The following is a 14,769-nucleotide window of genomic DNA, read 5'->3' as shown; positions in this document are numbered from 1 at the left end:
GTGGCAGTTAGCAGTCAGCTTTTGCTCACCCTTCTATATATAGGGATTTGAGAAGTTGAGCGTTTCTTAATTATCCAACTGCCCTAACTACAAACGCTTCACCCGGAGAACGATACACTCAGCCAGAATATTGACTACTAGTGTCAAGATAAACAGCACTAAAGCGGCATACATTAAAGCTGCTACTTGCAAACCACTAGCTTCAGAAAATTGATTAGCTAGTAGTGAAGAAATGGTATTTGACGGAGCCAACAAGGAAAAACTAATGCTGTTAGAATTACCAATTAACATGGTGACAGCCATAGTTTCACCCATTGCTCGGCCAAGTGCTAACATGACGGCGCTGACAATGCCAGAAAAAGCAGCAGGAATCAGAACTTGAAAAATTGTTTCCCAACGGGTTGCTCCCAGTCCCACAGATGCTTGTCGTAAACTAGGGGGAAGGGAGATTAAAGCATCGCGGGATATGGCAGTGATAATTGGCAAAGTCATAATTGCTAATATCACTCCTGCGGGTAACATTCCGGGACCTGTCGGTGCAGAACTAAAAAGTGGTATCCAGGCCAGATAACTATGTAGCCATTTTCCCAAATCATTTAAAATCGGGATTAAGACAAAAATGCCCCATACACCATAGACAACACTGGGAATAGCAGCTAATAGTTCTACCAAAAAGACCAATACCAAACGCACCTGAGAGGGGAGAAAATTCTCACTTAATAAAATAGCTGTACCAACGCCTATAGGCATAGCTAATAACAATCCAATAAAGGAACTGATTATAGTTCCATATACTGCTGGCAATACTCCATATTCATCGTTAACGGGATTCCAACTGCTTTTAAATAAAAAGCTCACACCAAATTCTTGGATAGCAGGCCAAGCGCCAATAGTCACTTGTAAAGCAATCCATAATAGAGTACCAGCGATCGCTAGAGCAAAAATCCGTGTTAACCAAATGAAGCTCCGATCTAGAGATTTGTCAAGTTCAGAGCGTTTTTTAATTCTTGAAGGCAGATTCTGAAAATTGGTGGTCATGAATACTGACTGTAAAAATAAAATCACAAAAAATAGATTAGGGAACCAGACTTACTTAAATTCTTACTACTGCATTTTTTGCTTCTGATACAGTAACTAATCAGGGTTCCCAACTGATTAATTCAGAAATGTGGATAACCTAATATTTGAATTTTGCAGCTAAGTGCCACTGTGATATTACTTAGTGCCACTAGTAGCAGCAGCAACTGCAATTTTATAATCAGGACTGATTTGGTCAGCAGATGAAGCCACCTTAGCAATCACATTTGCTGGTAGAGGAACATAGCCTAATTCACCAGCGAGCTTTTGACCATCAGTTAAAGCATACTCGATCGCTGCTTCCATAGCTTTTGCTTTTACTGCATCAGGATATTTTTTATGGGCTAGAATCCAAGTATACGTGACAACAGGGTAAGAATCTGCACCTTCTGGATCGGAAATGAAAGCGCGGAGATTTTCTGGTAAGGTTACAGCCTCTAAAGTTTTAGATGCTGATTCTTCATTTGCCGTAATAAACTTACCACTCTTATTTTCCAAAGCAGCAATTTTCAAGTTACTTTGTTTAGCGTAGCCATATTCTATGTAACCAATTGCACCTTGAGTTTGTTGGATTTGGGCAGTAACACCTTCATTACCTTTACCACCAACTCCCACTGGCCATTTTACACTTTTGCCATCACCAACTTTAGTTTTCCATTCTCGACTAATGGCGCTGAGATGTTTTGAGAATACACCTGTAGTACCGCTGCCATCAGCACGATACACAACAGCTATGGGCAAATTGGGTAACTTGGCTTCAGGGTTAGCCTTTGCGATCGCCGGATCATTCCAAGACTTAACTTTACCCAGTAGAATATCAGCATAAACAGATCGTGGTAGTTTCAGAGCAGGAACATCCGGCAAGTTGTATGCTAGAACAATGCTACCAGCTGTTACAGGCAGTAAAAGTACACCCTTATTTTGTGGTATTTTGGCAATTTCTTCATCCTTCATTGCCACATCACTAGCACCAAAATCCACAGTACCTTTAGTAAATTGCTCAACCCCAGCACCGCTACCTACTGATTGATAGTTCACTTGCAAACTTGGATACTTTTTGTTCAACTCAGCAAACCAAGTTTGGTAAAGTGGTACAGGAAAAGATGCACCAGCACCAGTTAAGGTAACACTTCCACCCAACTCCAATTTAGCAGGGCTAGAATCGGTAGTATTTTGAGTCCTTCCTGTAGTTTCATTTGTAGCAGCATTGTTAGGGTTTGAACCACCACCACAAGCAGCTAAACCTAGTGTCAGTGTTAATATGGAAATTAAATTTTTTATGCGAGTATTCTTACCAGAAATATTACGTAATAGCATTGCTGTCCAAATTTTGTAGGTTGCCAGATGAGCGCCTCTAACATACCTCTCAATGTTTAATCTCAGGTAAATAAAAGGTTAACAAGCCAAGAATCCTGTATTATTACTCAGAAGCCGTGAAAATTGATGCCATACTAGACTGAAAAATACAGCAGAAAACAGGATTAAAACTCCCTTGATATAGAGTTTGTGATTTACTGAAAATTAAGGACAGAACGTAGTATAATTTCCACCTTAACCAGAGGGTGTTCCGAATTGTGGATTTTGGATTTCGGATTGATAGATGCCAAGGATAAATCGAGGAGCTTGTAGCATGAGGGAATTATTGGTCATAGATTCTATAGCTAATTGCCCCTATAACCCTTATAACCCTAGAAAACAAGCATCTCTACCTGACTTTTCATCCTTCGCTTATACTGGTTGCTGTTAGTGTTACCTTTGGCCTTTTCCCTGTTGCCTAATAAATGTTTGCTGCTTCCAATCAATTACTATGGTCCATGATTGGCTTACTCCTAACAATGGGTGGCACGTTCCTAGAAGCCTATGGCACTACCTTACCTTGGAATTGGAGTCAGCAAGGAATTAAAACCTTTTCATTAGGTGTTAGTTATCAAATCGGTGCGGTGCTGTTGGTGGGTTGTTTAGGAGGCAAAAATGCTGGTGGGCTTTCCCAAATTGCTTATTTAGTCATGGGATTAACATTATTACCTGTATTTGCCGAAGGAGGGGGTATGGGTTATGTTAAGCTATCTCAGTTTGGCTATTTGCTCGGCTTTATTCCGGGAGCTTGGATTTGTGGCTATTTTGCCTTTAAAGCTAGACCTCGTATAGAAACATTGGCTTTTAGCTGTTTGTGTGGCTTGTTCACTGTACACATTTGTGGCATAGCTTACTTGATGATCAGTTATCTTTTCCCTTGGAGAGTTGGAGAAAATCTACCTTTAATCCAAGCCATCCTTAAATATTCCTGGTTGTCATTACCAGGACAACTAGTTGTAGTTTGTGCTGTCACTATAGTAGCTTATGTACTACGACATATAATGTTCTATTAGTGAATCGTCAGTTGTCAAACGACCAATGACTAATTGACTAGACTAATTGACTAATTGACTAATTTCCCATGCGTTTAAAAAATCGCCTCTTTTGGATTCTTGCCTGCGTCACTTTTGTGATAGACCAATTAACAAAATATTGGGTAATGAAAACCTTTGTTTTAGGACAAACACTCCCACTGCTACCAGGAGTATTTCACTTTACCTATGTTACAAACACTGGAGCAGCTTTTAGTTTGTTAAGTGGAAAAGTAGAGTGGTTGCGCTGGTTATCCTTGGGTGTGAGTTTGGTATTAATAGCGATCGCATCCTTTGGCCCTGTTTTAAGCTTGTCGGAGCAGTTAGGTTATGGTTTCATTTTAAGTGGAGCTATGGGTAATGGTATTGATAGATTTTTCTTAGGCTATGTTGTTGATTTTCTCGATTTTCGCCTAATTAACTTTGCTGTATTTAATGTGGCTGATTCTTTTATTAGTATTGGTATTGTTTGTATCTTAATTGCTTCCTTCCCAAAAACACCAACTTCTTCTAGTTATAGATGATAAAAGTCATGTAGGGTGTGGGACAAACTTTCTTTTCCTACACCCCATACCCTGTTTTCGGTCAATACAGAACTCCTTACTCGTGATTCCTGCTGTAGCTTCTTCACGTAATGCCAAAAATTTAAAATCTCCATCCCTGAAAGAAAGGTATTCTTGCAATACAAAAATCCATTGATTCAGTGATAGAGATGATTTTAGTCGTAATGTTTTGATAATCTGTTAATTAACTGTTAAAGTAGTATTACTGCTGACTGCTGTTAAGCTTCATACTACTGAAAACAACTAAATATCAAGTCCGGCTAATTTCTTACCATAAATTTGGTCTAGTTAGTAATTAGTTTCACCAATTATCAATTATCAATTACCAGTCCAAGCTTATATTTCCACAGTACATTGGAGGTTCCTGAAGGTATAAAATTGAAAAACAAAGCCATATACCAAAAGATTTTCAACCCTATTCCCCATAACCTTATAACCTTATTACCTGTTCCGTGCTGTAAGTATTAAACCGGACTAGATATCACAGTTAAGTACCAGATGGAGAAGTGTGTGGTAATATAGTTGCGGGAACTTGCTGAGAAGAATTTGTACCTTTTTCAGTGTTAGTTTTATCTGAATTACCAGGTTCAACAGAAGAAGCTTCTGGTAGTGGTGTTGACTGGTTGGAATTGTCAGGAACAGGAGATGACACTGCTGAATCTTTTGTACTGCTGGGAGTAGTAGAACTTTCTACAGGAGTAGTTTTTACAGATGCAGGAGAAACAGGAACATTAGCATTAATCGGTGTACCACCTGGACAACGTGAATTAAGGGGGAAATGTTTGCAGAGAATTCCCATCCCTTCTGGGGACATTTTAATTTCCGTTGGTGAACTAATAGATGAGTCACTCGATTCGGAGAGCAGGGATTTACTAGATTCAGCCATAGCAACATTGGTGGTAAGTACCAACATTATGACTGTACCAATCAGGGTCAGAGATTTTCCCTTCATTCTGAAATTAACCTCAAGGTCAACGGAACACTTCGCTAATTAAATCAAACTATTTATTAAACAAAATCTGCCTGAATGTAGATGTAAAATTTTCTATTTACTAGTATAGGAATTTCGTCGCTGTAATATTTAAATCTTTTGTAAATTTGAGAATTGTTTTCAACCATACAAAAGTAGATATAGAAGTTAAACTTGTATGACTACTTAATAGTCAAGAGAATCAGGATTTGATGAGATTAACAATAATTTTTGTACTTTTAAACTGGTGTTAGAGGTCACATCTAAAGTTTAAATACCAGAAACACTATCGTATAAGCAATCACTATAAAATTCCAGTACAAAGAATTTATTTCTGGCTTGTGAGTAAAATGGTGTCAGACTAGCATTAAAATTACGATGGGCGATATTTTCTCTTAACTAACAGCTGTGATGTGATATACTCGATGAGTTCCCCGCAACCGCCTCAAAACCCACAAACCTTACTTGGTCAAGTGACACAAGCAGTAAACACAATTCAAGCTAGGGTTGATTTTTCCAAACTGGCGCTCAAGCCCAATGCCAAAGTACCGGAACTCTGGGTGCAAGATGCGGGGGCGGACAAAGCGGAAATATATCCCTTATTGGGCGATCACTATATACTGGGCCGTAGTTCCAAATCCTGTGATATCGTCGTTCGTAACCCTGTTGTTAGCCAAATTCACCTATCCTTGTCGCGGGATTCCAGCCAACTGACTCCCACTTTCACCATCAAAGATCAAAATTCCACCAACGGCATTTATCTAGGGAAGCGACGAGTCACTTCCCTAGAACTGCGTCATGGTGATGTTTTCACCTTGGGACCCCCAGAACTAGCCGCTTCCGTTCGACTGCAATACGTAGATCCTCCTGCCTGGTACGTCAAAGCGGCAACATTGGGACTTTATGGTGTTGGCGGTGTCAGCGCCTTATTAGCCCTAGCAATTGGGCTGGAATGGACGGAATTTGCTATCAGACCCCTCCCGACAGCCACACGCGCCCCTGTAGTTGTTTATGCCCGTGATGGTTCTACTCCGCTGCGAGAACCCCGAAATATAGCTCATGTAGACCTAAAACAACTATCAGATTTTAGTCCCTACCTACCTGCTGCTGTAGTCGCTTCAGAAGACAGTCGTTATTACTGGCACTTTGGGATTGACCCATTAGGAATTTTGCGAGCCGTATTAATTAATAGCCGCACAGGTGACGTACAGCAGGGAGCTAGTACAGTTACTCAGCAAGTTGCCCGCAGTTTATTCCGAGAATATGTAGGTAGACAAGATTCCTTGGGGCGGAAAGTCCGCGAGGCTGTTGTTTCGTTGAAGTTAGAAACCTTTTATAGCAAAGATGATATTTTGCTGACCTACTTAAATCGAGTATTTTTAGGGGGAGATACTTCTGGCTTTGAGGATGCTGCTAAATATTACTTTGATAAATCTGCCAAAGAATTAACTCTTGCCGAAGCAGCAACCTTAGTAGGAATTTTACCGGCTCCCAACGCCTTCGATTTTTGTGGAGATGGACCCAAAAAACTGGGAGCAGCAGATTACCGCAATCGTGTTGTTAAGCGGATGTTGGAAATGGGCAAAATCACCACTGAAGATGCCAATCGAGCCAGACGTTCCACTGTTCAAGTCAGCGCCAAAGTTTGTGAAAGACAAGCCAACACAATTGCTCCTTACTTTTATAATTACGTCTTTCAAGAATTGGAATCAATTTTAGGGGAGGGAGCAGCAAGAGAAGGCAACTATATTATCGAAACACAATTAGATCCAGCAATTCAAGCTCAAGCAGAATCATCACTGCGAAATTCAGTTAGTAACGCTGGTTCAAGCTTTCGGTTTTCCCAAGGTTCTCTTGTTACCTTAGATTCCAGAACTGGAAGCATCTTAGCAATGGTAGGGGGAACCGATTATAAAAAAAGCCAATTCAATCGTGCTGTGCAAGCCCAAAGACAACCAGGTTCCACCTTCAAGATATTTGCTTACACCGCTGCACTTGAACAAGGAATATTATCATCCAGAAGCTATTCTTGCGCTCCTTTAACTTGGCAAGGTTTTACCTACAAACCCTGTCGGTCTGGAGGCGGTGGTAGTTTAGATATAGCTACAGGTTTAGCACTCTCAGAAAACCCCATTGCTTTAAGAGTTGCCAAAGAAGTGGGACTAAATAAAGTAGTGGATATGGCGCAGCGTTTGGGGGTCAAATCTTCACTTGATCCTGTTCCTGGTTTGGTTCTGGGTCAAAGTGTAGTCAATGTTTTGGAAATGACTGGTGCTTTTGGCGCTATTGGCAATCGTGGAGTGTGGAATCCACCCCATGCTATTAGCAGGATTTTAGACAGTAGTGATTGTGAAGACCGTAAGGATTTAAAAACCTGCCGCGTTATCTACTCCTTTGACCAAGATCCAGATGGTAATAAACGAGTTTTGAAAACAGATGTAGCCGATAAAATGATTGGTTTAATGCAGGGTGTAGTCTCCAGGGGTACTGGTCGTAGCGCGTCTATTGGAGTGGGAGAAGAAGCGGGAAAAACTGGTACAACTGATAAAAACGTGGACTTGTGGTTTATTGGTTTTATTCCCAGTCAGCAACTTGTAACTGGTATTTGGTTAGGAAATGACAATAATAACCCCACATCTGGTAGCAGCGCCCAAGCCGCCCAGTTATGGGGAAATTATATGCGGAAAATCACTAAGTAAATTGGACATGGGGTATGGGGCATTGGGCATTAGGAAAATTACCTCCCCATCTTCCCCAGTTCCGAGTCCCCAGTTACCTGTATCCCTCCCAGGGTTGAACTTCCAGTGTACCGCTAGGCTTAAAGATTACTTGGAAGTGGGCAAGTGCTTCTTTGTTATTAGGAGCAGCTAGGTTTGATCCGTACACTGATTGAAACATCTGTGGTAAAGGTGTTTCTCGGAAGAAGTCAAAGGCTACTTGGTTGAGTGGTTCATAGTCAGCGATGACACCACCTTTGTTTACTGCCACACGATATTTCAAGTCTTTGGAAAAAGTTGGTGTAGCACTCCAGTTTTGGCGAATTGTGTTATAAAGTTTTTGGTTTAAATCTTTGACTGTACTGGAGTCTGTGATTTTTTCACCGATTACTTCTGGTGTTTTGACATATCCTCGCCAAGGACTGACTTCCAAGACACCTAGTTTAGTAAATACTACTCGGAATTGAGCGATCGGTTCCTTGGTAATATTGCGGGTAGCAGGATTGTATAGTATTTTTGGCAGTGGAGTTTTGTTTACTGCTTCATTGGAACCTTTGTTCACAGCTTTGTAACCGATAATACTACCATCAGCAGCTACACCCAAACGATAGATTAAATCTTCTCTAAATTCAGAACGATTACTCCACACTGGATGAATTTGGTTATAAACTTGGCGATTTAATGCCCGGAGCTGGGAAGGGTCAGTAATTTCGGGAACTGAATTTACTAGTGCTTCTAAATCTTTAATAATTGGTGTAACTGAGGCTAAGGCTGATGTGGTTCGTGTCGGTAAAGCTATAGGTGATGCTGTGGATGCAGTTTCAATTGTTGGTGTTGGTGAGGCTGTGGGTATTGTTGTGCTAGTCTGTTCCTCTGACTTACGTTCTGGTGGACGTACTTGGGGAGGAGGAATTAAGCTAAAAGCGACTGCCGCAACAGCTAAACTGGAGATGCCCACACTGGCAGATACTACTTGTTTGAAAACGCCTTGACTAGAACCCCCATAGCGTCTGGTGACGGGTTGTAGTTCCAGTGATAACTCTGGTAATGTTTGGCTATCAGCAAAAAATTGATCTACCGCTTCAACTAAATCAAATAACTGTACAGTAGTCAAATCAACTTGAATGGCTGGCTGTTTGCCTTCATTTGATGCTTGAGATTCTAAACCGCCGGAGGGAATCTCAGAATGCACAATCAATTTATGGTGATTGGTGTCAATTTTATGTAATTCTACTAGTTCGGACTCCCGGTTGTGTGCTTGGGGATTGGGTACATTGCTTAAAAATTCTTGAGCATAGGCGCTTACTGCTCTGACTAAGCTTTCAAAAAATTCCCGCCCTCCGGCTATGGGCTGACTATAACTAGATAAATAGCATTCTGCATTAACCAAGATAGATAGTTCTGGGCGCAGTTCTTGGAAGTGGGTGGATATGGTAACATCACTTAAACCTTCTAAGAGCAGCGTGCAATTAGGTAGACTGTACTTACGTTGAATATTCATTCTACTTCACCGTCAAAAAGAGAAATCCAGAAACGCTGCATTCCAGCTGTACCAGTGCAGAATAGTAATTTTGCTAATAAATCTATAGCTAGTTCATCTAATTTTTCGTCAGAGTTTAATGTTAGTAAAACAGAACGTCTGGAATTCATGCGACTTTTAAAATGCGTTCTAAATCTTTCTAGGTAGTTAGCTAGACGCAAATTTTGTTCTAGTGGAATTTGCTTTTCTGACAATTGCTGATATATTCCCAGAATCTGACGGATAACAACTGTTAAACGCCGCGCTATGTAACAGGTAATTACTACTAAAGCTTTGGCTTCAAGAATGCTTAACGGTCGGCGGCTATGAGCTCGTCGCAAGGGGTTAGAAGTGCGCATTCGCCATAAATCTACCCGGTTTTTAATAATTTTTGTCAGGTCTAATTCTTGGGCAAAAGCAAGAATAGCTTCAGAACCACCAAGTTCTAAGGCCTCTATTGCCAGTAACATCAGGTCAATTTGCAATGTGGTTCTACGTGGGCATCCCTGTCTAGCGATCGCTGGATCTGGTAAGGTGTCCAGAATCATGGGCATAGCTTCATGCGTTGGAGAATCGAACGGGGTTAAACTTGCGTAAACATTCATTCTATAAAATACCTTGTGCTATTCCAACAAACTGAGTGAAAGGAATTTTTAGATAGATAGCCAAACCAGAAATCAGGCTTCTGGTCGTGCCAGCATCCCAATCAATATATACAATATTTACTTTGGTTATTCAAAGATTTCCCTGTACTGCCATGGAACTTTTAAAGCCTTATTTTACCTATTTACCTACCTATGTTAATAGTGGAGATGCATCTCTAGCTTGGGTTAAATTCTTGGTGATTGTCAATGATTGACGAAACATAGAGCAATAATCTTCAGGACATGACATTATAGTGTACGATTTTTCAGGGAATTGGGGATTGGGGAAAATCCATCAACTCTTGTCTCTTGCCTTTTGGCTATTCCCAACTAACCACTAACCACTAACCAATTATGGATTTAAAATCTCTGATTCGTGACATACCAGATTTTCCTAGGCCTGGAATTTTATTTCGCGATATTACTACCCTATTGCGTGATCCAGATGGTTTGCGTTATACTATTGACTTTTTAGCACAAAAATGTATTGAATTGGAAATACAGGCTGATTGCATTGTGGGTATGGAATCACGGGGGTTTATTTTTGGCGCACCTCTGGCTTATAAATTGGGTTCTGGTTTTATTCCTGTCCGCAAAAGAGGAAAGCTACCAGCAGCAGTTCATAGTATTGATTACGAACTAGAGTATGGTACAGATAGCTTGGAAGTACATCAGGATGCTTTAAGTCCAGGTAGAAAGGTTTTGATTGTAGATGATTTGCTTGCAACTGGTGGAACTGCAAGTGCTACGGCTAAGTTGGTGCAGAAGACTGGCTGCGAACTTGTAGGTTTTGGGTTTATCATCGAGCTAGGGGATTTGCAAGGTCGGAAATATCTGCCAGATATACCGATAATTTCCTTGGTGGAATATTAAGAGGTAATGAGGTAATAGGGACATGAAGATAATAACCTTTTGCCTTTTGGCTTTTCCCACTGACAACTGACCACTGACAACTGACCAATGACAAATACAAAAATTTCCGTGGAGACGGGTCGAGGTTGGCTGATTAAGCTAGTGACTGATGAGACTTCTCTTTATGTGGTAAAACGATTATTGCAGGCTTTGTTGACGATTTTTCTAGCATCGGCTTTGTCGTTTTTTATTATGAAATTGTCTCCAGGGGATTATGTAGACACGCTGCGACAAAACCCGAAAATTTCGCCGGAACGAATTGAGGAAATACGACGACAATTTGGTTTAGATAAGTCTTGGCCGCAACAGTTTTGGTTGTGGTTGAGGCAAATTATTACTAGGGGTGATTTTGGTACAAGTTTTGTTTATCAACGTTCTGTATCTTCATTGTTGTGGGAACGAGTACCAGCGACGTTGTTGTTAGCGATCACTTCTTTAATTACAACATGGGCGATTGCTATTCCTTTAGGTATTATCGCTGCTGTTAAACAAAATCGTCCTACTGACAAAATTTTGCAGGTCTTGAGCTATGCTGGACAAGGTTTTCCCAGTTTTATTAGTGCCTTGTTCTTGTTATTTTTAGCTCAAATTACTACCCCACTGTTTCCGGTTGGTAATATGACTAGTATTGATCACGCTGAACTGACTTGGCTGGGTAAGATCTTAGATATTGTTTGGCATATGATCTTACCTTTAATCGCTTTAAGCATGACTAGTTTTGCTGGGTTACAACGGATAATGCGTGGTCAATTATTAGATGTTTTGCGCCAAGATTATATTCAAACTGCCCGCGCTAAAGGACTTCCAGAAGACCGGGTAATTTATGTTCATGCTTTGCGAAATGCTATCAATCCTTTAATAACTTTATTGGGTTTTGAGTTAGCAGGTTTATTAAGTGGTGCGTTTATTACAGAAAACTTCTTCAACTGGCCAGGTTTAGGGAAGTTGACTTTACAAGCAGTATTGGCAAAAGACCAATATTTAGTAATGGCTAGTTTGGTGATGAGTGCAGTTTTATTGATTATGGGGAATTTAATTGCTGACTTGATGTTAAAAGCTGCTGATCCAAGAATTAAGTTAGAAGATTTGAATTAGTCATTAGTCATTAGCAGGACTTACGGAACTGGCACAAATAGCGGGCGGGATGTAGCCCTGGCACGCAACAATTGAACTCAAACCAAGCACATAGGAAGACTTGGGTGTTTTAGTTGCTGAGTTAAATAATTAGAAAGCAATCTATGCTTGATTTGATAAACAGTTTGACCAGTTTGATAGGCTAAATTCTTTAATCTAATCCAAACCAACATTGCACAAGCAATATGATTTCTTTGAAGCCTAGCTTTACGACATTGACAAGATCCAATGCCACTTATTTGTTTAATCTCTCGGTGAAACTCCTCGATTTCCCAACGAACTTTACACACCTCTTGTACAACATTCGTAGAACTTTGAGATAAATCGTTAGTAGCGATATAATACGTTCTGTTGGTAGAAACAGCAACCTGGAATAGTCTCACTTTTTTCTGAGCGGGAAACCCTTTAATTTTTATAATTTTACCACCTTCTAACTCTTCAGTACTCCATTCTCATAATTCAATAGGTTTATATTTTTCCTTGGCAAATGTATCATCAACTAACCGATTTTTTTTTAAGGGCAATAATAAATTTTGTCTAAATTATCAATATACAGCATGAAACTCTTTACTGCATACCATGTGTCCATCAAAACGGTATCGAAGGGGAAAAGCTGATGATACACCAGGTTTTGCAGCATATCTTTCACATGGTCTATCTTGGTTTTACCATCCACATCAGCATTAAAAATGCTGTAATCTATTACCCCAAATCTTTGAACTTTAGCATTCACATATACACAACTGACTACACCAATTCCTTTAAGTATGCCATGTTTATTACTACTATATTGTCTCCTCACCATCTCTATTTCTTCAGAATATCTTTCGTGTAAAACACTATCATCAAATATGATGTACCCATTACCATCAGGTTCTACTACCTCTTTCACCTTATCCTATAGTAAACGAGATGTTAACTTTTCGGTTTTTAAATAATAGTTAATTGCATCATGGCTAATACTTTCTAAATGCTCTGCTAAATTAGTAATTGTATAATTAATTTGACTACTTCATAAGTATTGGCAGTAATCAAGTTTAGTAAATCTCATTACCGTCAGGAACATTTATCTAATACAATCTCCTACCTATTTTCTCATGAATATTTCAATAATGTTTCCTGTTGCAGCTACTTCTTATGGGTTGATAAAGCTTTCCATATCCGATTTATTTAATACCGATGTACTATATTTCACCCATCGCCTGTGCCAGTTGCCTAAGTCCTGATTAGGAAAGTTTATTCCCAATCTTCCCAATGTTCCCAATCTCGCTTATCTCCCTCAATCCCCAATCTCCAGTCCACAATCCTATGCTTTATGAAGTTTATTATATTATTAATATTCGGTCAAGAACAGACGGTAAGTCTCTCACCGCGCGAGTTGATAATGATAAATCAGGATACTTATTTTTGTTTAAAGAAGATTTTGATGCTCTGAGTTATTTGAATACTCATACTGCTGATTTAGCAAATCGTTTGACTGTATAACCTATTCCTGCTGCACAAGTGGGAAGTTTTTTGAAACGTTGGGGTTTTGCTGGTGTGGGAATGGTAGATGATCCTTTGTTACCTAAAGTTGAGTTTTTGCAACATAGTTAAAATGGTAATAAAGGTGTTTTTATACCACGTCTGATAGCTCTCTTGGTGTAACTTCTCCAAGATGTTGGGCAGATTCAACCAAATTTTCGGGCAATTTGATAGTTATTGGGACAGTTAGAGGCTATTGATAAAGTAAATGTAAAGGGGAGTAGAAAAGGAATGTTGGAAGGATAGGATACATAAAATGTAGTGTATTTACATAGCTACTGATGGAACGAAAGTCTTACCCCACAGACTTAAGTGATATGGAGTGGGAAATCCTGGCCCCATTGATTCCACCAGCTAAAGAAGGAGGGCATCCACCCACAACAGATATGGGTGAAATATGTAATGCCATATATTTTCATTTGAAAACTGGATGTCAATGGAATATGCTTCCAAGTGACTTCCCGCCAAGGTCAACGGTATATAGCTATTACAGGAAATGGCAGGGCCAGGGGGTTCGGGAAAAATTCAACCATACATTGGGTGGTCAAGTTCGCTCGAAATTAGGTAAATCAACACAACCTACCGCGCTCGCCGCAGACAGTCAGTCGGTCAACACTGACCAAAAAAAGGGGATGTGTATGGTTTTGACGGATGTAAAAAGGTAAAAGGAAGAAAGGGGCAGACTTTAGTTGATAGCCTGGGACTTGTGTTGAAAGTTGTTGTTAGTGAAGCGAATGCCCCAGAACGAATACTTGCTGCCTATGCACTAATGGAACTGCTAGAGGAACCCACAGAATTATTGGAAAAAGTCCAGGTTTTATGGGTTGATTCCGGTTATGACGGTGATAAATTTGCACTTGCAGTTTGGTTCATGATTCAAGCTCATGTTGAAGTCATAGGACCTACTGAGCAAGAATTTAAAGTTTTACCACAACCCTGGGTAGTAGAAAGAACATTTGGGTGGTTTAACCAATATCATCGTCTAAGCAAGGATTATGAGCGTTTAACACAAATGAGGGAAGGGGCTATATATGCTCTTATGACTAGAATTGTGCTACTTCCTCTTGTCTCCTCAACATTTACTTTATAAATCATCTCTCATATACTTGGACAGGACTGTACAGGATTATAAATTATAATTTAATTATATTTTGCTGTCTAAATTTCACAAATAAACCTAAAATCCAGATTTCGTACTTCATGAGGAACGTTGTCGAATTTCCCAATTCCTACCTACAGCTTGTCAAAAGTATTATTTATTTTCTTAGTTTTCAAATCTCTAATTCACTATTGCATAGTCTTGTATTTTCATAAGTGATTGA

General features: G+C 39.8%; 11 protein-coding genes and 2 pseudogenes. 8 read left to right on the top strand and 5 right to left on the bottom strand.

All coding sequences use genetic code 11. The features are described 5' to 3' along the window. Window positions 1-87: 87 nt before the first annotated feature. Both pstC and pstS read right to left on the bottom strand, forming a co-directional pair. Entirely contained in the window at window positions 88-1,038 is a 951-nt protein-coding gene (pstC, locus tag AAZO_RS11070; protein WP_013191311.1) for a phosphate ABC transporter permease subunit PstC, read from the bottom strand. A gap of 177 nt (window positions 1,039-1,215) precedes the next feature. After that, a complete protein-coding gene (gene pstS / locus AAZO_RS11065; protein WP_013191310.1) occupies window positions 1,216-2,394 on the bottom strand; it encodes a phosphate ABC transporter substrate-binding protein PstS in 1,179 nt (392 codons plus the stop codon). A gap of 464 nt (window positions 2,395-2,858) precedes the next feature. Here pstS and AAZO_RS11060 point away from each other — a divergent pair, with 464 nt between their 5' ends. The 4 genes from AAZO_RS11060 to AAZO_RS11045 all read left to right on the top strand — a co-directional run bounded on the left by AAZO_RS11060 (window position 2,859) and on the right by AAZO_RS11045 (window position 7,696). Further along, complete coding sequence (locus tag AAZO_RS11060) at window positions 2,859-3,446, top strand: biotin transporter BioY (protein ID WP_013191308.1); 588 nt, start codon at window positions 2,859-2,861, stop codon at window positions 3,444-3,446. 68 nt (window positions 3,447-3,514) lie between these two features. Beyond that, complete coding sequence (lspA, locus tag AAZO_RS11055) at window positions 3,515-3,988, top strand: signal peptidase II (protein ID WP_013191307.1); 474 nt, start codon at window positions 3,515-3,517, stop codon at window positions 3,986-3,988. 599 nt (window positions 3,989-4,587) lie between these two features. Continuing rightward, a complete protein-coding gene (locus AAZO_RS35295; protein WP_013191306.1) occupies window positions 4,588-5,022 on the top strand; it encodes a hypothetical protein in 435 nt (144 codons plus the stop codon). A 400-nt stretch (window positions 5,023-5,422) separates the two neighbouring features. Further along, window positions 5,423-7,696 carry a transglycosylase domain-containing protein gene (locus tag AAZO_RS11045; protein WP_013191305.1) on the top strand — a complete coding sequence of 758 codons (2,274 nt, stop codon included), beginning with the start codon at window positions 5,423-5,425 and terminating at the stop codon, window positions 7,694-7,696. A gap of 73 nt (window positions 7,697-7,769) precedes the next feature. Here the strand turns inward: AAZO_RS11045 and AAZO_RS11040 are convergent, their stop codons facing one another. Both AAZO_RS11040 and AAZO_RS11035 read right to left on the bottom strand, forming a co-directional pair. Next, the gene (locus AAZO_RS11040) at window positions 7,770-9,215 is read right to left on the bottom strand and encodes a DUF4335 domain-containing protein (protein WP_013191304.1); all 1,446 of its coding nucleotides are present in this window, start codon (window positions 9,213-9,215) and stop codon (window positions 7,770-7,772) included. Next, window positions 9,212-9,838, bottom strand: a complete 627-nt coding sequence (locus AAZO_RS11035) for a DUF3038 domain-containing protein (protein WP_013191303.1) — start codon at window positions 9,836-9,838, stop codon at window positions 9,212-9,214. Before AAZO_RS11035 ends, AAZO_RS11040 begins: the two co-directional genes overlap by 4 nt. Before the next feature lie 393 nt (window positions 9,839-10,231). On the opposite strand from AAZO_RS11035, the gene AAZO_RS11030 reads away from it, so the two are divergent. After that, window positions 10,232-10,750 carry an adenine phosphoribosyltransferase gene (locus AAZO_RS11030; protein WP_013191302.1) on the top strand — a complete coding sequence of 173 codons (519 nt, stop codon included), beginning with the start codon at window positions 10,232-10,234 and terminating at the stop codon, window positions 10,748-10,750. Window positions 10,751-10,837: 87 nt separating this feature from the next. Continuing rightward, window positions 10,838-11,884 (top strand): ABC transporter permease, encoded by a 1,047-nt coding sequence (locus AAZO_RS11025; protein ID WP_013191301.1) that lies wholly within the window; start codon window positions 10,838-10,840, stop codon window positions 11,882-11,884. A gap of 77 nt (window positions 11,885-11,961) precedes the next feature. On the opposite strand, the pseudogene AAZO_RS29990 reads toward AAZO_RS11025, so the two are convergent. Then, window positions 11,962-12,926, bottom strand: a pseudogene (locus tag AAZO_RS29990) (IS701 family transposase). 305 nt (window positions 12,927-13,231) lie between these two features. Here AAZO_RS29990 and AAZO_RS11010 point away from each other — a divergent pair. Together AAZO_RS11010 and AAZO_RS29985 are read left to right on the top strand one after the other, a co-directional pair. Next, window positions 13,232-13,519 (top strand): annotated as a pseudogene (locus AAZO_RS11010) (hypothetical protein). A gap of 209 nt (window positions 13,520-13,728) precedes the next feature. Further along, window positions 13,729-14,537, top strand: a protein-coding gene (locus AAZO_RS29985; RefSeq protein ID WP_228371618.1) for an IS5 family transposase whose coding sequence is annotated in 2 segments (ribosomal slippage) — window positions 13,729-14,065 and window positions 14,065-14,537 — 810 coding nt in all. Because the reading frame shifts where the segments join, the coding sequence is not laid out codon by codon here. Window positions 14,538-14,769: the final 232 nt, after the last annotated feature.

Origin of the sequence: 'Nostoc azollae' 0708, assembly GCF_000196515.1 — a bacterium.
Lineage (GTDB): Bacteria > Cyanobacteriota > Cyanobacteriia > Cyanobacteriales > Nostocaceae > Trichormus_B > Trichormus_B azollae.
Note: the sequence above shows the minus strand (reverse complement) of the source record. Positions and strands in the feature narration are given on the sequence as shown.